The sequence below is a fragment of the Collinsella sp. AM15-2 genome, assembly GCF_003471985.1.
Taxonomy (GTDB): Bacteria; Actinomycetota; Coriobacteriia; order Coriobacteriales; family Coriobacteriaceae; genus Collinsella.
On record NZ_QRKO01000018.1, the window covers coordinates 15,826 to 34,019 of the forward strand.

An 18,194-nucleotide genomic window follows, 5' to 3' on the forward strand; every position below is an offset into this window, starting at 1 on the left:
TTTAGTATGGCAGCACGTGCGGACAAAGTTTCGCGTGTCGACCATGATGGAGTTACGTTGGTGGAGGGCGCGACACCCGATGTTCGCTTTGCCTTCACCGAGCGCGCCGGTGGCGTTTCCGAAGATGCGTACTCCTCACTCAACTTGGGCTCGCATGTTGGCGATGATCCCTTTGCTGTTCAGGAAAATCGTCGCCGCGCACTAGAGGCTATGGGTGCCGCCGAGTGCGAGCACAACCTGCTCGTTCCCAATCAGGTCCATGGTGACCATATCGTTGCGGTGACCTCGAACGGCGCCGACGATCTTGAGGCTGTTCGCGAGCAGATTGCCGAGGGCTGCGACGCCATCGTCTGTACGGCCCATGACGTGCCCGTGCTGCTCTGCTTTGCCGACTGCGTTCCCGTGGTGCTGGTGGCCCCCAGCGGATTTGCCGTGGTGCACTCCGGTTGGAAGGGCACGATTGCACGTATTTCTGCCAAGGCGTGCCAGGCGCTTTGCGATGCTGCCGGCTGCGATGCGAGCGACGTTTCCGCCTATATCGGGCCCCATATCCTGGGTGACGAGTACGAGGTTTCCCAGGAGCTCATGGATCGCTTTGCCGCCGAGTTCTCTTGGATCGATGCGAGTACCTCTCGCATGCTCGATCTTTCCGCTGCCATTTGCGAGGCGCTGGTAGATGTCGGTGTCGACGCGGATAATATCGTGGATACCCAGCTTTCGACCGTGCGTCAGAACGACCGCTTTTATTCCTACCGTAACGAGGACGGCACCTGTGGGCGCCATGCCGCGATCGGCGTGATGCTATGAGAAAGATCGTATCGGTCCTGAGCGCCGCTGTGCTTACGCTTACGCTGTGCGCCTGTTCTTCGGGATCTTCTACCTCTTCCATTACTGTGGCCGGCTCCACGACCTGCCTTCCTATCGCCGAGATTGCGGCAGAGGGCTTTAAGGAGGAGACCGGCATCGACGTGCTCGTTTCCGGTTTGGGTTCTTCCGCTGGCATCGAAGCCGTCAGCGCTGGCACGGCCGATATCGCCAGCTCCTCCCGTGGACTCAATGCCGACGAACAGGATTTGGGCCTGACTCCCATCGTCATTGCCCACGACGGTATCGCGGTCATCGTGAACGACGATAACCCGGTCGATAACCTCTCGACCGAGCAGCTCCGCGATATTTACGCCGGCAAGATCACCAACTGGAAAGAAGTCGGTGGCGAGGACCTGAGGATTCAGGTCATCAACCGAGATGAGGCGTCCGGCACGCGTGAGGCCTTTCGCACCATCGTGATGGACGGCACCCCGTTCGATCGCCGCTCGGCCGTTCTTTCGGGCACGGGCCAGGTGCGCGACGTGGTATCTCGTTCGCGCGGTGCCATTGGCTACATTTCGCTGGGCTTCGTCGATAGCCTCAACGCCAAGACCTCGGTCAAGGCCGTCTCGGTCAATCATGTTGAGGCGTCCGAGAAGACGGTCGCGAGCGGCGGCTATCCCATCTCACGCGACCTTTACTTCTTTGTGAAGGGTGCGCCTTCGCAGCAGGCGCAGGATTACATCGACTACGTGACGTCCGAAAAGATGGACAAGCAGATTCGCGAGGCGGGCTTTATCCCCGTCACCAACGACGAGAAGGGGAGTGAGTAGCATGGAAGCACAGGAAAACTCCCAGACTGAGCGGAATGTTCAGACGCCCAAGAAGCGCGAGCTGGCGCTCGTATCGCGCAGTACCTATATCAAGGAGAAGGCGCTGCAGTGGATCTTCTTTGCCTGCGCGTTCTTGGCGGTCGTTACCGTCATCCTGATTTTTGTCTTTACCACGTACTCGGCGCTGCCCGTCTTTACCGACATCGGTCTGGCGGACTTCTTTAGCTTTACGTGGGCGCCCTCTGAGGGTCACTACGGCATCGTGTCGCTGCTTGCCGGCTCGGGTCTGGTGACCGTCGGTGCGCTCGCCATGGGTGTGCCCCTAGGCGTGGGCACGGCCGTGTATCTGGTCGAGATCGCCAGCAAGCGCGTGCGCAAGCTCATCAGCCCTGCCGTTGACCTGTTGGCCGGCATCCCTTCTATCATCTATGGCTTCTTTGGCATGATCATCATCCGTCCATTTATCGCGCAGCTGACCGGTGGTCTTGGTTTTGGTGCGCTGACGGCGTGGTTCGTGCTTGCCATCATGATCGTCCCTACCATCACCACGCTCACCATCGATGCCCTCAATTCCATTCCCATGGGCATTCGCGAGGCATCGTATGCCATGGGCGCCACCAAGTGGCAGACCATCTATAAGGTCGTGTTACCTGCCGCCAAGCTGGGTATCGTGGATGCCATCGTGCTGGGTATGGGCCGTGCCATCGGCGAGACCATGGCCGTGCTCATGGTCGTGGGTAACGCCCCGGTTATTCCCGACAGCATTGCGAGCCCCATCTCGACGCTCACGAGCCAGATTGCGCTCGACATGAGCTATTCCTCGGGTCTGCATCGCTCGGCGCTGTTCGGCATGGGCGTGGTCCTGTTTATCATTTCCGCCACGCTGGTGGGCATCGTCCGTCTGATTTCCAAGAAGAAGAGGGGGTAGGCTATGTCCGATTCCGTTGACACGACGGTCGATACGACCTCGTCGCGCGAGCGCATCAAGCGTGCCCTTTCCCACGGCAAGAAGGGCCGCATCAACAAGGACCTGTCCAACAAGATCATGCTTGGCGTGTTCCGTGCCGCGGCATACATCACCACGCTGGTGCTGGTCGCTATCATCGCCTACGTGGTCATCAACGGCCTGCCACACATCTCGCTCGACTTTATCTTCGGTTGGCCCCAGGGCGTCAACGCCGAGGGCGGTATTTGGCCCACGATCGTCTCGACCGTCTATGTGACGGCGCTCGCCATGCTTATCTGCACGCCGATCGCTGTGCTGGCAGCCGTCTATCTGGCCGAGTACGCCAAGCAGGGCAAGATCGTCGAGCTCATTCGCTACGCTGCTGACGCTTTGGCCTCGGTGCCCTCCATCGTTATGGGCCTGTTTGGCTACGCCTTGTTTGTCGAGGCTATGGGTCTGGGCCTTTCGATGGTCTCGGCCGCTCTGGCGCTCGCGCTCTTGATGCTTCCCATCGTCATGCGCACCACCGAAGAGGCCATTCGCGCCGTTCCGCGCTATATCCGTTGGGGCGCGTATGGCCTGGGCGCCACCAAGTGGCAGGTTGTCTCCAAGATCGTGCTTCCTTCTGCCTTTGGCCGTATTGCCACGGGCATTGTCCTTGCCATCGGCCGTGCCATTGGCGAGACCGCCGTGGTGCTCTACACCATGGGCCAGGCCATCAATCTACCTATCTCGCCGCTCGATTCCGGCCGCCCCATGACCGTTCACCTGTACCTGCTTGCCAACGACGGCATCAACATGAACGCAGCCTACGGCACCGCGCTCTTGCTGATGGTGATCATTCTGGCCTTCAACCTGTTTGCGCGCTTCCTGTCGCGCAAGCGTCGCTAGTTAAGGAGTCCCATGTCCGTTTATCAGTCCGCTCCCACGCTGGAGCAAGCGGCCATTACGGCCAAGGATTTCAACTTTTGGTACGGTGACTTTCATGCGCTGACGGGGCTCGACCTCAACATCGCCAAAAACGCCATCACCTCCTTCATTGGCCCTTCGGGCTGCGGTAAGTCGACGTTTTTGCGCTGCATCAACCGCATGAATGACCTGATCGAGGGTACGCGCGTCGAGGGCACCATGACGCTCGACGGCAACGATATCTATGCCGAGGGCGTCGACCCGGTCGACCTCCGTCGCCGCGTGGGCATGATTTTTCAGCAGCCCAACCCGTTTCCCAAATCCATCTACGATAATGTCGCCTTTGGCCCTCGTCTGCAGGGCGTGACTAGCAAAAGCGACCTCGATGACATCGTGGAAGAATCGCTCAAGCGCGCCAACCTCTGGAAAGAGGTATCCAATCAGCTCAACAAGGATGGTTTGGCGCTCTCGGGCGGTCAGCAGCAGCGTCTGTGCATCGCGCGCGTGCTTGCGGTGCAACCCGATGTCCTCCTGATGGACGAGCCCTGCTCCGCCATCGACCCCACGTCCGTCTCTAAGGTCGAGGATTTGATGGCCGAGCTGGCGCCCGAGATGACGATCATCATCGTCACGCATTCAATGCAGCAGGCAGCTCGTATCAGCGACTACACCGCATTCTTCTTGCAGGAAGTTGCCGGTGAGCCTGCCACGCTCATCGAGTATGGTCAAACCGACGCGATCTTCACCAGCCCGGTGGACTCGCGGACGGAAGACTATATCACCGGCCGCTTTGGCTGATCGGTGCGACTAGTCCCAAGCCGATCGGACCTGGTCCGGTGCGTATTCACTGTGCGGGCGGCATGACCGCACCCAACTGATTGGAGTGAACCATGCGTAAACTGTTTTCCCGTCAGCTCATCGAGGCCCGCCACGAGATGCTGAGCATCTACGAGGCCGTCGATCTGGCCCTCCACGATGCCGTTAAGGCCTATGTGACCGACGACCGCAAGCTCGCCACCAAGACCAAGAAGCGCACGCTTTCGATTGACGCGCGCTGCGCCAACTTGGAGGCCGTGTGCTACAACCTGATCGCCACGCAGTCGCCGGTCGCCTCCGACTTCCGCTTGCTGCAGACGATTATCTACGTCGACTTTAACCTGCAGCGCATGACCGATAAGGTTCGCCAGATCTGCCGCGCCACGCGTCACATGGTCAAGGCCGACATCTCGCTGCCCCAGGAGCTCGTCGGTACGGTTGAGGCCGAGGCCGAAGCTGTTTACCAGGTGCTGGGCTCTTCGCTTTCTGCGCTCGTTACCAATGACATGTCCATCATCTGCAACCTGGCCGTCGAGGACGAGCCAGTGCACGCCGCCTACGAGAAGTTCTTCCGCACCTTTAACCGTATGGATACGGGCGACTTTATGGACGACGACGGCAACTATGACGACCTGCGCCGCGCCATCATGGTTTCGCGCTATCTCGATCGCATCGCTTCGATTTCCATCGATGCCGCTTGCCGTCTGACCTTCCTGTTGACTGGTCAGCGCATGAACGCCGGCGATATCGCCCGTGTGGACGAGGATGAGCTCGAGAGCATGCGCGTGCCTTCGGGCGAGGGTGTTATCATGAGGCCCGCCGTCGACGCGCACTACGTTGCCAAGGTGCCCGCCAACGAGCTCAGCGAGGGTCTTCGCTACCTGCTCGATCATCTTGAGGACGAGGACGATGGCGAGGACGACGAGGAGTAACTAGCCCCGTTCGTCGAAAGATTGTAAATACCTAAGTGAGCGCGGCCTTGCACATGCGGGGCCGCGCTCTTGCGTTAGCATGGGACTACTTGTTTGGCTGTCAGCGGAGGCGATTGGCAATGGATAACTATTTGGACTTGATGCGCGCTCGCCGCGAGCAGATTCTGGAACGTTTTTATGCGGCGCTCGATCACGCGGGCCGCCCCCACGACGACGCGCGCCTCATTGCCGTGTCCAAGACCGTTGGTGTCGATGAGACTGTTGCTGCCATCCAGGCGGGGTATCGCCATTTTGCCGAGAACCGCCCGCAGGAGCTGGTTCGCAAGCTCACGGGTCTGGCGGAGCATCCGGAGTTGCCCGAGGTGCGCTTCGATATGATCGGCAACCTGCAGACCAATAAGATCAATGCGGTGCTGGGCTCAGCCGAGCTGATTCACTCGGTGGGTTCGCTGCATCTGGCGCAGGCGATCTCGAGCCGTGCTGTCCGCAAGATTAAGGCAGGCGAGCTCGCCGGCCCCCAGCGTGTGCTCATTGAGGTCAATGTGAGTGGTGAGGAGTCGAAGGGAGGCTTTTCGCCCGATGAGATTCGCGCCGCCGCGGGTGAGCTTGCGGAGCTTGAGGGAATTTGCGTGCAGGGGCTTATGACTATGGCGCCCCGGGGGAATAAGGATGTGGCACGCCGCACCTTTGCGGGGCTTCGTGAGCTGAGGGATGAGCTGGAGGCGGCACATCCCGATTTGAACCTGCCTGAGCTTTCCTGCGGCATGAGCGAGGACTTTGAGCCTGCCCTTGAGGAGGGCTCTACGCTCGTTCGCCTGGGCAGGGTAGTATTTAGCCCGGAGTTTGCAGTAAAATAAGGCTCTGAAGTGCGCACTGATTATCGGGGCGCCTGCACTAAACCGCGAGAGGACACAACCATGGGCTTCCTTGACGAGATTAAAAATAAGATGCACCTGGGCGGCCAGCAGGGTTACGACCAGGGTTATGGCCAGGACGACGACTACGGCTACGATGACGGCTATGACGATGGTTATCAGGACAACGGCTACAGCGGTGCTTCGGGCGAGGGCTTCTACACCCAAGATGAGCCGAGCAACGGCCTGCTTGGTCAGACGCGCCGTGGTGAAGCTGAGTCGGTTGCCGTGTATACGCGCTCCGGTCAGCTGGTCGGCGATGACTCTCGCCATGCCACGACGTATAACCCGCCTTCGCGCTCGCAGGACAGCGTTGCGAGCGGTTATCGTCCTGGTGCCTATGACACGCCGTCGAGCTACGCCGAGAACACCCGCGCCCGTGCCGCCGCTGCGCCCACGCCTGCACCGAGCGATGCCTCGGCCTATGCGAGCAATATCATCAACGCCACGCCGCAGCTGCCGGCCTATGTTCTGCGCCCCGAGAGCTATGACGACGTGGAGACCGTGGTGCGCCGCGTTCGCACCAAGCAGCCTGTCGCACTGATTTTTGTGGGCGTACGCACCGAAGTTGCCAAGCGCGTCTTGGACTTCTCTTACGGCTTTGCCTGCGGTCTGGGCGCCACGGTCAAGGAGGTAGGCGACCGCGTGTTCATGGTGCTGCCCGCCGGTTGCGAGGTCAAAGATTCCGATCTCAAGAAGCTTCGTGCCGACGGCTACCTTAAGTAAAGACAAGACGAGGAGATTCCCATCAACATCTACACTATCGTCCAGCTGGTCAACACGCTGTTCAACTTCTATTCCACGCTCATTGTCGTCTACTGCTTTATGACGTGGATTCCCATGAAGCAGGGTGGTTTACTTCAGGATATTGCTGCGGTGCTCGATAGCGTGTGCGGTCCGTGGCTCAACCTGTTCCGTCGTTTCATTCCGCCGATGGGCGGTATCGATTTTTCGCCGGTCGTTGCGATTATTGCGTTGCAGTTGGTGCAGAGGCTGGTTCTGCAGCTTCTTATAGGTATACTCGTATAGAACTGACTTTGTAACTTACATCGGGCGTGTAGCGCCGAGGCGATGAAAAAGGAGACTTGTTATGGCTATTACCCCTGCTGACATCCAGGCTCAGACTTTCTCTGAGGCCAAGCGCGGCTATGATCCCGCCGAGGTCGACGTCTTTTTGGAGACGCTGTCCTCAGAGGTTGACGCCATGCTTGCCAAGATCGTTGATCTTAAGGGTCGCCTGACCGCCACCGAGCAGCAGCTTGCCGACGCGCAGGCTCAGCTTGCCCAGGCCCAGGATACCGCCGCTCAGGCCGTTCCTGCCGCGCCCGTGGCTGCTCCCGCCCCTGACTTCTCCGCTCAGGAGCGTCAGATTTCCGCTGCCCTGATCGCTGCCCAGCAGACCGCTGAGACCATCGTCAACGATGCCAACGAGAACGCTGAGCGTATCCGCAACGAGGCTGACGCTAAGGCCCGCGAGGTTATCCGCCAGGCTCTGACCGAGAAGCAGGCCGAGCTCGAGGAAATCGATCGTCTCAAGGCTTCCCGCGAGGAGTTCAAGGCCGAGTACCTCAAGCTCATCCAGCACTTCATGGACGATGCCCAGAACTCCTTCCCGGCCGACCTCATGGCCTCCACGCCGGTCGGTTCTGCCGCTTCTCCTGCGGTGACTGTTCCCGCTGAGCCGCTGCCCGTCGCTGACCCGGTTGTCCCCGTGGCCGATCCCTTCGCCCCGATCGACAACTTTGCCGCCGACGACCTGGACTAGCATCAGAGCTACAATCTAGTGTCCTTAAGAGGAGCTCGCACCTGCGGGCTCCTTTTTTGTGGCTGTATACGGGTTGGGAAACAAAACGCCGAGCTCTGCATGCGATAGGACAGAACTCGGCGAAGGGCGCTTGGTAAAAGGTAGATTTTAAGGTATGTCTAAAAACTACTTGAGGAGGAAGTTGGAGAGGGGAATAGTGCGGGCCTCGCGATGCTCGGGATCGGCGATGTGGTCGGCGGGATAGCCACAGACGAGCATGTGATAGGGATAGACGCCCTTGGGCAGATTGAACTGCTCCTCTGCCACCTCAGGCTTAAAATGGCATACCCAGCACGTTCCCAGGCCCTGCTCGGTGGCCTCCATCATCATCTGATCACACACGATGGACGTATCGATTTCACTGGAATTCATCTGGTCATACGGGCGCACCCAAGCATCATCGGTAACGCTGCAAATAAGGAAGACAAGCGGAGCCCCAAAGATGGACCCATCACGAGCAAACCGAGGCTGACAAGCAGCAGCCTTCTCCAACAGCTCAGGCGTATCCAGCACCATCACACGGGCTGGATGATTATTACAAGCAGAAGGAGCAATCCGCCCCGCCTCAACAATGGCATCCACTACCGACTGCTCAACAGGACGGTCCTCAAAAGAACGACAAGAATACCGACCACGAGCCAGATCCAAATAAGACATACAAGCCCTCCTAAAATTAAAAATCAAACAAACCAAAAGTAACCCAAAGAGTACCCAAAGCAGCAATCAGCCAAACGCTCATCAAGGGCCAAAGTGTCCGAACGGATACCAAAGGTCCCTTCAGCCAAACCCCCGTCGCGCTAAATCTATCAGCCAAAGTTCCCAATGGTGGTGCATAAGGGAGCGGGCCCGGCCACTAATAACCTTTTGAACGACTCTGCTTGCAGCCGGAGTGAAAAAGGTTATTAGTGGCCGGGCCCGCGACCGGTGGGACATGTACCCCCAATTAACTGTTCTTCATGACAATCGAATCCACGACATCGGCCACATTCTCGCAGCAGTCGGCGCAGTACTCCAGGAAGGCGTACACGTCACGCCAAGCGATGACCTCGAGCGGGTCCTTGCCGTTAACGTGCAGGTTACGCATGGCGTTGATATAGAGCTCGTCGGCCTCGGACTCGATGGTGTTGATCTGGATGACGAGCTCGCGCAGCGTTTTGGACTTGCGGTAGTTGGGCAGCTCGACCATCAGGTCTTTCATGGCGCGGCAGGCGTCGGTCACCTTGTGGGCGATCACGATGGCATCGGGATGGATGCTCTGGATGTTGGTGAAGTAGACGCGCTGCACGACGCCCTCGATACGGTCGAGCACGGTGTCGAGCGAGCAGCTCATCAGGTTCAGGTCCTCGCGCTCAAGCGGGGTGATAAAGGCCGTGAGCAGGGCGTCCTCGAGCTCATGGTGCTTCATGTCGGCCGCATGCTCAATCGCATGCATCTCCTCGAGCATGTCGTGGATCTGCGCCGGGTCGAAGTTCTCAAAAATCTTGATGAGCAGCTCTGCGGCCTGGACGGCGAGGTCGGCGCAGGCGACGTAGTTATCGAAGTAGAACGAATCGGGTTTCTTTGCCATGGGTGGGTCCTTTCGAGGCGAAGACGGGTGGGCGATGCATTGCAGTCCGGATGGACGCTCGGTGTGGCTAGAGGAACATCATGAACAGCTTGGCCATGACAAAGCTGATGAGTCCGCAGGCGGGGAAGGTGAAGAACCAGGTGAACATCATGTCCTTGACCACGCCGAAGTTGATGGCCGAGAGGCGCTTGACGGCACCGACGCCCATGATGGCGCAGGTCTTGATGTGGGTGGAGGACACAGGGATACCGGTAAGGGTGGCAAGCAGCAGATTCGCGGCGCCTGCGAGGTCGGCGGAGAAGCCCTGATACTTCTCGAGCTTGACCATGCTCTGGCCGACGGACTTGATGATGCGCTCGCCGCCTACACTGGTGCCGATGCCCATGGTGGCCGAGCACAGCAGCATGATCCAGATGGGGATGCCGGCGTCGCCGACGCTCGTCTGGCCGTTGGCGAAGGCGACACCTAAAAAGAGCACGCCGATGAACTTCTGCCCATCCTGCGCGCCGTGCATAAAACTCATGGCCGCAGCACTCGCGATCTGAGCGTATTTAAAGAAGACGTTGGCACGTCGCCTATTGGCGGCGGCAAACAGAATAGAGACGAGTTTGCACAGGATCCAGCCCATGACAAAGCCCAGACCGATGGAGAGCGCCAGGCCGTAGATGACCTTCATCCACTCGTGGACGTTGACGCTGTTCGCGCCGCCGAGGGCGATGGCAGCACCGGTCAGGCCGGCGATAAGGCTGTGGCTTTGCGAGGTGGGGATGCCAAAACGCGACGCTGTGGCGCCGTAGACGACGATGGAGAAGAGCGCCGCGCAGAGGCACGCGAGTGCCATGGTGCTGTTTCCGCCAAAGTCGACGATATGTGAGATGGTGTTGGCGACGCTCGCGTTAAAGTGCGTCATGATGAGCACGCCCAAGAAGTTGAATGCGGCGCTCATGAGGATGGCGGCGCGGGCGGGCATGCAACGCGTGGTGACGCAGGTCGCGATGGCGTTGGGCGCGTCGGTCCATCCGTTGACGAAGATGGCGCCGAGCGCGAGGATCACGGTGACGGCAAGGACTGGGTTCGACACAAGCTGGCCGAGGAAGGTTGAGAACGTTACGTCCATATATGGGCTTTCTCGAAGTTTGCAGACACGTTACAAAAACATGATAAATCGTATCACCTCCTGCGGGTTTCTTTACCGAGTTCTGATGGGAGAAGTGAATTTTTTGGCACTAACATTGAATATTAGCCCTGTTGACCGCGGGTGTTCTTTTTGCTAACACGCCATGAGGACACGTGCGCGCGTCCCAACATCCCAAAACCACAGTCTGTTCGCTTTACAACATACAAACATGCGTTCGATAATAGGGACCATGGAATACCGACAGACAGATGGCAAAACTCGACGCGTGCACAAGCAGTATGTGGACGTCGTGGCCCGCATCCTTGCGGGCGGACAAGTCGTGCCGGTCACCGTCTGCTGGGTTGACGGCCGTTGTTTTACGATCGACGAAATTATCTCGACCACCGGGTTTGGCCTGACGGTTCACGGCATTCGTACGGCAACCTATAAGGTACGTTTTGGCGGACATGCGACCGAGTTGTATCTGGAGGACCAAACGCGTGAGCGGGCGGACGGCTCGCAGGCGCACGTGATGCGTTGGTGGGTCTGGGCTTTTGATCGTACGCTCGAGGGCGAGCGCCGCAGGTAAGAGCGCGCGGCATTCGGGTACAATGGCAGGAATCTTGTCACCTACGGCGCTGTTGTGGCGCTTTTTGAAAGGACGAAGCTATGAACGATATCCAGGGCTATCAGAACGGCCCCGTCGAGACCGGCGCAAGTCGCGCCAAGGAGATGTCGCCGCGCGCGTACAATCTCGCCATATCTGCCCTGATCTTCTTGGGCTTTTGCGCCATGGGTGCCGGCGCCTACTTTACGAGCACCATGTCGTTTGCGCGCATGATGATGAGCGGCGCCGCCCTGCCACTGGTCTTTGGCTCGTTTATTTTAACCATCGTCGGCATGGTCATGATGTCGGCTGCTGCGGGCAAGCAGTCCGTGGGTCTGTCCCTTGTGGGCTACGTAATCTTTGCGAGTACCTTCGGCCTGACCGCGTCGTTTGGCCTTGCCAACTACGACCTGCCCACCATCAACACTGCCTTTATCGCCACGGCCGCCATCACCTTTGTCTTTGGCGCCTTGGGCGTGACGTTCCCCAAGTTTTTCCAGCGCGTATATGGCATCGGCTTTGGCATTCTGCTCGCCACTATTCTGGTTGAGATCGTGCTGATGTTCATGGGCGTCTCGCAGACCATCACCGACCTGATCGTGATCGTGGTGTTCGCCGGCTTTATTGGCTACGACACCTATGTTGCCACGACGGTGCCGCCCACGCTGCCCAATGCGGTGCTCATGGCGTCCAATCTGTTCGTGGACATTATCAACGTGTTCCTGCGCATCCTGAACATCCTCGGTCGTCGCGACTAGCGCGGTGGATTGCAGCGTTTCTTGTCGGACGCGGTAAAACGATGTGAAAGGCGGTCCTTCGGGGCCGTCTTTTTTGTACGCGGCGGGGTATCATGGATGGGAAAAGCCGATAGCGGCAGCGACAGGAAAGGTGGCCACGTATGGCAGACGTCGACAACAGGAACCGTAACCGCAGGTCCAACCGAGCGGGTCAGCCCAATCCCAAGCGCGAGGCCCGTGCCAAGGCCGCCGAGCGTCACGTGGCAACTGTGTCCGAAGCGTGCGCCAAGGATATCGAGCGTTCGCTTGCCGGTGTTCGCGAGTTTGACGGTATGCCTGCCGGCTTTGTCGCGGCGATGAAGGCCAAGGTTCAGAGTGCTGTGGCCGCCGAAGAGCAGGTCGCCGAGGACGTCGAGAACGCGGAGACTGCCGAGGTCGAGGCGGCGCCCGAGCCCGTCGAGGAGCCTGCCGAGGAAATCGCCGAAGCTGAGTCCGCGCCTGCTGAGGAGCCCGCTCCGGTCCTGCCCGAGGTCACTGTGCTTGATGCCTCCGCCACGCAGGCAATCCTCGATAACGGTCGCGGCTATGCGCAGTTCTGCGATATGGCCGTGCTTGCCTTTGCCTCGTTTACCAATCCGGGCGGCGGTTATATCCAGGGCTACCTGGGCCAGGAGGCGACGCTCTGCGCCGATTCGTACCTGTACAACGTGCTCGACAAGCAGCGCAAGTGGTACGGCGAGAACCGTCGCCGCAACATCAACTGCGAGCTCTACCGCAACCGTGCGCTGGTGGTGCCCGCGGTGCGCTTTGACCGTAACCACGTGCATGCGTATGCCGACGTGATTGTGGCCGCTGCGCCCAACGTCAAGCGTGCCCGCCAGGAGTACCGCGTGAGCGACGACGCCCTGTTGGATGCCCTGCGCGACCGTATCCGCTTTGTCCTTGCCATCTGCGATGAGCTGGGTCGCGAGAAGCTCGTGCTGGGTGCTTGGGGCTGCGACAATAACGGCTTTGACGCTGAGGCGGTAGCCGAGCTCTTCCGTAAGGAGCTCGCGTCGGGCGACTTTAAGGTCAAGCAGGTGTTCTTTGCCGTGCCCTCTACGCGCTGGGATGAGGACTTTGCCAAGTTCGAGCACGTGCTGGCAAAGTTCCCCGAGCGCAACGAGGAGTCCTATGCCCAGGTTGCCGCCCGCGCCGCAGCCGCTCGTGCCGCCGAGCAGGCCCAGGCTGCCGCCGAGGATGATGAGGATGAGGACGACTGGCGCAAGTACCTGTAAGCGGCGCGCGTGATGTGATATGCCAAGCCGACGGGAGGGATCGCCCCGTCGGCTTTTTACTGAATGGGGAGCTCAAGATGAAAAACGTTCTGTGCTTTGGTGACAGCAACACCTATGGCTATGATCCGGCTGGTATGCGCGATGGCACTGCGGTGCGCTATGCGCAGGATGTGCGCTGGTGTGGTGTGGCCCAGCGCGACCTGGGTGAGGGTTGGCATGTGATTGAGGAGGGGCTCAACGGCCGCACGACGGTGCGCGACGATATGTGCCATCTGGACACCAACCTCAACGGCATTCGCGCGCTTCCGATGCTGCTCGAGGCCCATAAGCCGCTGGACGCCATTGTGATCATGCTAGGCACCAACGACTGTAAGACGGTCTTTAACGTGACAGCTTCCGATATCGCCCGTGGCGCTATGGCGCTGATTCGCGCCGTCCGCGCGTTTCCGTGGACCAACGCCGCGCCTTGTCCACGCATTCTGCTGATGGCTCCTATCAAGATCAAGCCGCAAATCGCCGATGTGTATATGACCGACTTTGACGAGCATTCCGTCGAGGCCTCGGAGCATTTTGGCGAGTACTACGCGCACGTGGCCGAGCAGTTTGGCTGCGACTTTTTGAATGCCGCCGAGTTTGCCGAGCCGGGCGATATCGACTACCTGCATATGATGCCCGAAAGCCACGAGAGCTTGGGACATGCCGTGGCAGCCAAGCTCCAAGAGATGCTCGGTGAGTAGCACGGCCCCAAACCACCACAGAGTTCCCCTTGCGGGGGCTTGTTTCGTTTGTTTGTCTTGATCTGTAACAGTTCCAAGGCCGAAAACGGGCTAGATGTTACAGATTAAGATTATTTAGGTCGATATCGATTGTTTGTCTTGATCTGTAACATCTAGGGTCGATTTTGCCGAGTTACTGTTACAGATCGAGATGTTTGTGGGAGCCACCGCAAAGGTGCCTGTCCCCTTTGCGGCGGTTTTGGGCTGCGAATCTTAATATTGCCACATGTGGTTGACGGGGCCGGAACCTTTGCCCATGTCAAAGCCGGCGGCGAGAGCGCCGGTTAGGTAGGCCTTGCCCGCGTTGACGGCATCGGCAAGATCCATACCCTGGGCCAGCGCGCAGGCGATGGCGGACGAGAGCGTGCAGCCGGTGCCGTGTGTGTTGTCGGTCTCGATGCGCTTGTGGCGGAACCACGTGGTGAGTGGATCTCCCAGATGGTTGCCCTCGTCATCGAGTGGCGCGGGTTCGGCCAGTACATCGTTGGCCTCGTTGACAAGATGTCCACCCTTAACGAGGGATGCGCAACCAAAGCGGCGGGTGAGGAGCATGGCAGCATTTTGCTGCGTGCGCTCGGAGTCGACCTCGTAGTCGAGCAGGGCCATGGCCTCGGGAATATTGGGCGTGATAACCGTCGCTAGCGGGAACAGGCGGCGGGTGAGCGCCTCGGCGGCATCTTCGGCAATCAGCCGCGCGCCCGAGGTGGCTACCATGACGGGGTCGACTACCACGTTTGTCGCGTTCCAGGCGCTCAGGCGGTCGGCGATAACATCGATAATCTCGGCAGAGGAAACCATGCCAATCTTGACGGCGTTGGGGCGGATATCGTCAAAAACGGCATCGATCTGCGCCGCGACAATATCCGGGGAGATGTTCTGCACGGCGGTGACGCCCAGGGTGTTCTGTGCGGTGATGGCGGTGATGGCCGTCTCGGCATACAGGCGGTGCGCCGTGATGGTCTTGATGTCGGCCTGAATGCCGGCGCCACCGCTGGAATCGGATCCTGCGATGGATAGAACGGCAGGTACCTTACTGCGATCCATGTTCGCTCCCTTGTTCGGTCGGAATCAAATGGGTCTATAAGCCAGCATTATAAAGATGCCCGGGCCGACTCTATGTCGAACCCGGGCGGGCGATGCAATCTTTACGCAAATGCAAGCAAATGTTCACACGTCAACAATTGACAGGCACCGGCTCGCCGCCAGAAGCGGCCGCGGCGACAGGGCTAGTCCTCCATGCCAAGGTCGATCGTGGTGCCCTCGAAGATCTTGTTGACGGTTCGGACGGCGCACATCTTGCCACACATGGTGCAAGTGCCCTCGGTGGCGGCGGGGGACTCCTCGTAGCGCTTCTTGCCCGTAACCGGGTCGAGCGCGCACTTCCACATGGCGTCCCAGTCGAGCTTGCGGCGTGCCTGGCCCATCCTGTCGTCCATGTCGCGGGCGTGGGGCACCTTCTTGGCGATATCGGCGGCGTGTGCGGCGATCTTGGTGGCCATGAGGCCGTCGAGCACATCCTGGGCGTTAGGCAGGCATAGGTGCTCGGCCGGTGTCACGTAGCACAGGAAGTCGGCACCGGAGCTGGCGGAGATGGCGCCGCCGATGGCGGCGGTGATGTGGTCGTAACCCACGCCGATATCGGTCACCAGCGGTCCGAGCACATAGAACGGAGCATTGTGGCACAGGCGCTTCTGCAGTTTCATGTTGGCGGCGATCTCGTCGAGCGCCATGTGACCCGGGCCCTCGACCATGACCTGGACGCCGGCGGCCCAAGCGCGCTTGCACAGCTTGCCCAGCTCGATCATCTCAGCGGTCTCGGTGGCGTCGTTGGAGTCGTAGAGACAGCCCGGGCGGCAGGAGTCGCCGAGCGAAATCGTCACGTCGTACTCGTGGCAAATCTCGAGCAACTCGTCGTAGAACTCATAGAACGGGTTCTCGTTACCGGTGACCTCCATCCAGCCAAACAGCAGTGAACCGCCGCGGCTCACGATGTTCATCAGGCGGCCGGTCTCCTTAAAAGTCTTGGTGACCGACTTGTTGATGCCGCAGTGGATGGTCATAAAGTCCACGCCGTCCTCGGCGTGCGCGCGCACGACCTCGAACAGGTCGTCCTTGGTGAGCTTGACCAGCGGCTTTTCCATGTAGCCGATGGCGTCGTACATGGGGACGGTGCCCACCATGAGCGGCGTCTCGTCGATGAGCTGCTGGCGGAACTGGCGCGTCTTGCCCGAGTTGGAGAGGTCCATGATGGCGTCGGCGCCGTAGTCCTCGGCGATCTTGACCTTCTTCCATTCCTCGGCGGCATCGGCCTTGTCGCCCGAGATGCCCAAGTTCACGTTGACCTTGGTGGACAGGCCTTCACCGACGCCAAAGGCGCGCATGCCTTTTTTGATGTGCACGATGTTGGCGGGAATGGCGATACGGCCGTCGGCCACGCGCTCGCGGATGTACTCGGGGTCGCGATGCTCGCGCTCGGCGACTTCCTTCATCTGCGGCGTGATCTGCCCGGCACGGGCGAAGTCGATTTGCGTGACGAGCTTGGGCTCGGTCTGTGTGCTCATTGGCACGGCTCCCTTCGTTGGCATTACCCATATCAGGTTTGCGGGTCAGGGCGGGCGCGCCCAGTCTCAGCCTGCCGTCTTGTCCTGCAAGCTCCCCGTTTATGTAATGGGCTCAAGTATAGCTCGAATGGGTACGATTGGCCTAACGAGCGTGCCTGTGGGGAGACGTACATGGAAGACAAGCATCTATATCGAGAGACACAATGGGATGTATCGGCCGAGGAAAGCCGTGCGCACCATGGGTTGGTCGCGATTGGTTTTGCGGTGCTTGCCGTGCTGGTGATTGCCTTTTGTATCTGGACGTTTGGTGGTCGCGGCGGCGCTGCATGGGAGTTCGAGGCCGACGATGCCCTGCCGATCATGACAGTGAAGGTTACGGGCGGCAATACCGTTGCCGCGCCGGGCGACTATTGGTATCCGCGCGACGAGTTTGTGCAGCTGCAGCTGAGCGGCGGGTCTATTCCGGGCGAAGAAATCGAACGCGTGACGTTTGATGCGACGCTCAAAACGCTGACGGTGAAGCTCAAAGATCAAGGGGACGTGCCCACGACCATGGACATTGCGCTGACGGAATGGCGCTTGGAGCCCCCGGCGGGCGCTGCGGTATCCGAGGTGGAGCACGTTAAGATTACCTACCAAGATGGCTCGACGAGCGAGATTGCAAAGGCCGATGGCTTGGCGGAGTAACGAGGTGTTTGGAAACGGCGGGTCTATTGTGCCTGCGCGTTCATGAAAACCAGGGTGTTTTTGTCTGAAAGCTCGGGGATGTGTCGATAGCCGATGTTGAATGCGGTAAGTTCGCTTGCATCCTCGAGCTTGTTTTCTGCCATCCAGCGCACCATGGAGCCGCGTGCCTTTTTGCTGGCGGTCGAGCGCTGGATGGGCTTGCCGTTGCGGATGCCTTCGCCAAAGAGGCATGTGACGACCGTGGCATCGGTGGTGAGGCGGGGCAGAACGGCTTTGGCGTATTCCGCGCTCGCGAGGTTGACGATCGTAGCGTTGGAGCCCGCCGGAGCGATGGCCCGTGCGAGCTTGTCGCCCCAAAACGCATAGAGGTCTCGGGCATCGTCGACGGCAAGCTTCGCGCCCATCTCCAGCCGATACGGTTCAACGGCATGAAAGGGGCGTACGCATCCGTAAAGGCCCGAGAGGATCCACAGATGGTCTTGCAGCCATGCGAGCTGCGCGGAATCCATCACCTCGGGCGCCATGCTCTGGTATTGAATGCCGTGGTAGGACATGACGGCAGGGGAGAGGTGACGGGCGAGTGCGGGATTGTCGAGATCGCCGTTTTTCAGGATGGGCCCAAATTCATGCAGGGTGTTGAGGCAAGGCCCCAGCAGTTTGTCACTCACGTTCCATAGCGCCTGCAGGCCGCCGCTGCCTTCATTTCGTTCGATATCTAGCAGTGCGCGGTGGAGGTGAGTCGTCTCGCGCGCAAAAGGTGGAATGCCCAGGACTTCAAAAGCATCTTGGGCCGCACGCATCTGCTTGGCGGGCGAAATGATGACCTGCAGCATGGACTCTCCTCTGCCAAAAAAGAAGTTGCGGTGGAATACGGTCTGTTTTGGCCGTTTAGGGGCCAGTTTAG

Annotated in this window: 21 protein-coding genes and 1 riboswitch; of the genes, 15 read left to right on the top strand and 6 right to left on the bottom strand. The window is 59.5% G+C overall.

The window, feature by feature from the left end; all coding sequences use genetic code 11:
- Positions 1-6 precede the first annotated feature (6 nt).
- The 10 genes from DW171_RS07900 (at position 7) to DW171_RS07945 (ending at position 7,922) form a co-directional block, all read left to right on the top strand.
- Entirely contained in the window at positions 7-807 is an 801-nt protein-coding gene (locus DW171_RS07900; protein ID WP_118270907.1) for a polyphenol oxidase family protein, read from the top strand.
- On the top strand, positions 804-1,640 hold the full coding sequence (locus tag DW171_RS07905; protein WP_055251678.1) for a phosphate ABC transporter substrate-binding protein: 837 nt from the start codon (positions 804-806) through the stop codon (positions 1,638-1,640). Before DW171_RS07900 ends, DW171_RS07905 begins: the two co-directional genes overlap by 4 nt.
- A gap of 1 nt (position 1,641) precedes the next feature.
- Entirely contained in the window at positions 1,642-2,568 is a 927-nt protein-coding gene (gene pstC, locus DW171_RS07910; protein WP_117757006.1) for a phosphate ABC transporter permease subunit PstC, read from the top strand.
- A gap of 3 nt (positions 2,569-2,571) precedes the next feature.
- On the top strand, positions 2,572-3,477 hold the full coding sequence (pstA, locus tag DW171_RS07915; RefSeq protein WP_055251684.1) for a phosphate ABC transporter permease PstA: 906 nt from the start codon (positions 2,572-2,574) through the stop codon (positions 3,475-3,477).
- Positions 3,478-3,489: 12 nt separating this feature from the next.
- Positions 3,490-4,293 carry a phosphate ABC transporter ATP-binding protein PstB gene (pstB, locus tag DW171_RS07920; RefSeq protein ID WP_117786670.1) on the top strand — a complete coding sequence of 268 codons (804 nt, stop codon included), beginning with the start codon at positions 3,490-3,492 and terminating at the stop codon, positions 4,291-4,293.
- A 92-nt stretch (positions 4,294-4,385) separates the two neighbouring features.
- Entirely contained in the window at positions 4,386-5,243 is an 858-nt protein-coding gene (locus DW171_RS07925; protein ID WP_117786669.1) for a PhoU domain-containing protein, read from the top strand.
- Between the two features lie 119 nt (positions 5,244-5,362).
- Positions 5,363-6,100, top strand: coding sequence for a YggS family pyridoxal phosphate-dependent enzyme (locus tag DW171_RS07930; RefSeq protein WP_117786668.1), 738 nt, complete (start codon positions 5,363-5,365; stop codon positions 6,098-6,100).
- Positions 6,101-6,160: 60 nt separating this feature from the next.
- Positions 6,161-6,883, top strand: coding sequence for a cell division protein SepF (locus DW171_RS07935; RefSeq protein WP_117786667.1), 723 nt, complete (start codon positions 6,161-6,163; stop codon positions 6,881-6,883).
- Positions 6,884-6,940: 57 nt separating this feature from the next.
- Positions 6,941-7,186 carry a YggT family protein gene (locus DW171_RS07940; RefSeq protein ID WP_227790178.1) on the top strand — a complete coding sequence of 82 codons (246 nt, stop codon included), beginning with the start codon at positions 6,941-6,943 and terminating at the stop codon, positions 7,184-7,186.
- A 61-nt stretch (positions 7,187-7,247) separates the two neighbouring features.
- Entirely contained in the window at positions 7,248-7,922 is a 675-nt protein-coding gene (locus DW171_RS07945; protein WP_117786666.1) for a DivIVA domain-containing protein, read from the top strand.
- Between the two features lie 165 nt (positions 7,923-8,087).
- Here the strand turns inward: DW171_RS07945 and DW171_RS07950 are convergent, their stop codons facing one another.
- The 3 genes from DW171_RS07950 to DW171_RS07960 all read right to left on the bottom strand — a co-directional run bounded on the left by DW171_RS07950 (position 8,088) and on the right by DW171_RS07960 (position 10,645).
- On the bottom strand, positions 8,088-8,618 hold the full coding sequence (locus DW171_RS07950; protein ID WP_117786665.1) for a nitroreductase family protein: 531 nt from the start codon (positions 8,616-8,618) through the stop codon (positions 8,088-8,090).
- Between the two features lie 286 nt (positions 8,619-8,904).
- The gene (locus DW171_RS07955) at positions 8,905-9,528 is read right to left on the bottom strand and encodes a DUF47 domain-containing protein (RefSeq protein ID WP_117786664.1); all 624 of its coding nucleotides are present in this window, start codon (positions 9,526-9,528) and stop codon (positions 8,905-8,907) included.
- Positions 9,529-9,595: 67 nt separating this feature from the next.
- Positions 9,596-10,645: an inorganic phosphate transporter gene (locus DW171_RS07960; protein ID WP_117786663.1), complete on the bottom strand. Its 1,050-nt coding sequence runs from the start codon at positions 10,643-10,645 to the stop codon at positions 9,596-9,598.
- 250 nt (positions 10,646-10,895) lie between these two features.
- Between DW171_RS07960 and DW171_RS07965 the strand changes: the two genes are divergently transcribed.
- From DW171_RS07965 to DW171_RS07980, 4 genes are all read left to right on the top strand, one after another.
- Positions 10,896-11,234, top strand: a complete 339-nt coding sequence (locus DW171_RS07965; protein ID WP_147346257.1) for a hypothetical protein — start codon at positions 10,896-10,898, stop codon at positions 11,232-11,234.
- A gap of 80 nt (positions 11,235-11,314) precedes the next feature.
- Positions 11,315-12,010 (top strand): Bax inhibitor-1 family protein, encoded by a 696-nt coding sequence (locus DW171_RS07970; protein WP_117786661.1) that lies wholly within the window; start codon positions 11,315-11,317, stop codon positions 12,008-12,010.
- A 140-nt stretch (positions 12,011-12,150) separates the two neighbouring features.
- Entirely contained in the window at positions 12,151-13,266 is a 1,116-nt protein-coding gene (locus DW171_RS07975; protein ID WP_117786660.1) for a TIGR02452 family protein, read from the top strand.
- A gap of 77 nt (positions 13,267-13,343) precedes the next feature.
- Positions 13,344-14,003: an SGNH/GDSL hydrolase family protein gene (locus DW171_RS07980; protein WP_117786659.1), complete on the top strand. Its 660-nt coding sequence runs from the start codon at positions 13,344-13,346 to the stop codon at positions 14,001-14,003.
- A gap of 252 nt (positions 14,004-14,255) precedes the next feature.
- Here the strand turns inward: DW171_RS07980 and thiD are convergent, their stop codons facing one another.
- Together thiD and thiC are read right to left on the bottom strand one after the other, a co-directional pair.
- Positions 14,256-15,086 carry a bifunctional hydroxymethylpyrimidine kinase/phosphomethylpyrimidine kinase gene (gene thiD / locus DW171_RS07985; RefSeq protein ID WP_117786658.1) on the bottom strand — a complete coding sequence of 277 codons (831 nt, stop codon included), beginning with the start codon at positions 15,084-15,086 and terminating at the stop codon, positions 14,256-14,258.
- Between the two features lie 182 nt (positions 15,087-15,268).
- Positions 15,269-16,603 carry a phosphomethylpyrimidine synthase ThiC gene (gene thiC / locus DW171_RS07990; protein ID WP_117786657.1) on the bottom strand — a complete coding sequence of 445 codons (1,335 nt, stop codon included), beginning with the start codon at positions 16,601-16,603 and terminating at the stop codon, positions 15,269-15,271.
- Positions 16,596-16,711, bottom strand: a riboswitch (TPP riboswitch). (Overlaps the previous gene by 8 nt.)
- Before the next feature lie 63 nt (positions 16,712-16,774).
- Between thiC and DW171_RS07995 the strand changes: the two genes are divergently transcribed.
- Complete coding sequence (locus tag DW171_RS07995; protein WP_117786656.1) at positions 16,775-17,290, top strand: hypothetical protein; 516 nt, start codon at positions 16,775-16,777, stop codon at positions 17,288-17,290.
- A 23-nt stretch (positions 17,291-17,313) separates the two neighbouring features.
- Here DW171_RS07995 and DW171_RS08000 read toward each other — a convergent pair whose 3' ends face one another.
- On the bottom strand, positions 17,314-18,123 hold the full coding sequence (locus DW171_RS08000) for a YaaA family protein (protein ID WP_117786655.1): 810 nt from the start codon (positions 18,121-18,123) through the stop codon (positions 17,314-17,316).
- Positions 18,124-18,194 lie beyond the last annotated feature (71 nt).

Bases quoted from the DNA above. Each gene is read 5' to 3' on its own strand.
- DW171_RS07900 (WP_118270907.1), top strand. From the start codon at position 7: ATGGCAGCACGTGCGGACAAAGTTTCGCGTGTCGACCATGATGGAGTT.
- DW171_RS07905 (WP_055251678.1), top strand. From the start codon at position 804: ATGAGAAAGATCGTATCGGTCCTGAGCGCCGCTGTGCTTACGCTTACG.
- pstC (WP_117757006.1), top strand. From the start codon at position 1,642: ATGGAAGCACAGGAAAACTCCCAGACTGAGCGGAATGTTCAGACGCCC.
- pstA (WP_055251684.1), top strand. From the start codon at position 2,572: ATGTCCGATTCCGTTGACACGACGGTCGATACGACCTCGTCGCGCGAG.
- pstB (WP_117786670.1), top strand. From the start codon at position 3,490: ATGTCCGTTTATCAGTCCGCTCCCACGCTGGAGCAAGCGGCCATTACG.
- DW171_RS07925 (WP_117786669.1), top strand. From the start codon at position 4,386: ATGCGTAAACTGTTTTCCCGTCAGCTCATCGAGGCCCGCCACGAGATG.
- DW171_RS07930 (WP_117786668.1), top strand. From the start codon at position 5,363: ATGGATAACTATTTGGACTTGATGCGCGCTCGCCGCGAGCAGATTCTG.
- DW171_RS07935 (WP_117786667.1), top strand. From the start codon at position 6,161: ATGGGCTTCCTTGACGAGATTAAAAATAAGATGCACCTGGGCGGCCAG.
- DW171_RS07945 (WP_117786666.1), top strand. From the start codon at position 7,248: ATGGCTATTACCCCTGCTGACATCCAGGCTCAGACTTTCTCTGAGGCC.
- DW171_RS07950 (WP_117786665.1), bottom strand. From the start codon at position 8,618: ATGTCTTATTTGGATCTGGCTCGTGGTCGGTATTCTTGTCGTTCTTTT.
- DW171_RS07955 (WP_117786664.1), bottom strand. From the start codon at position 9,528: ATGGCAAAGAAACCCGATTCGTTCTACTTCGATAACTACGTCGCCTGC.
- DW171_RS07960 (WP_117786663.1), bottom strand. From the start codon at position 10,645: ATGGACGTAACGTTCTCAACCTTCCTCGGCCAGCTTGTGTCGAACCCA.
- DW171_RS07965 (WP_147346257.1), top strand. From the start codon at position 10,896: ATGGAATACCGACAGACAGATGGCAAAACTCGACGCGTGCACAAGCAG.
- DW171_RS07970 (WP_117786661.1), top strand. From the start codon at position 11,315: ATGAACGATATCCAGGGCTATCAGAACGGCCCCGTCGAGACCGGCGCA.
- DW171_RS07975 (WP_117786660.1), top strand. From the start codon at position 12,151: ATGGCAGACGTCGACAACAGGAACCGTAACCGCAGGTCCAACCGAGCG.
- DW171_RS07980 (WP_117786659.1), top strand. From the start codon at position 13,344: ATGAAAAACGTTCTGTGCTTTGGTGACAGCAACACCTATGGCTATGAT.
- thiD (WP_117786658.1), bottom strand. From the start codon at position 15,086: ATGGATCGCAGTAAGGTACCTGCCGTTCTATCCATCGCAGGATCCGAT.
- thiC (WP_117786657.1), bottom strand. From the start codon at position 16,603: ATGAGCACACAGACCGAGCCCAAGCTCGTCACGCAAATCGACTTCGCC.
- DW171_RS07995 (WP_117786656.1), top strand. From the start codon at position 16,775: ATGGAAGACAAGCATCTATATCGAGAGACACAATGGGATGTATCGGCC.
- DW171_RS08000 (WP_117786655.1), bottom strand. From the start codon at position 18,123: ATGCTGCAGGTCATCATTTCGCCCGCCAAGCAGATGCGTGCGGCCCAA.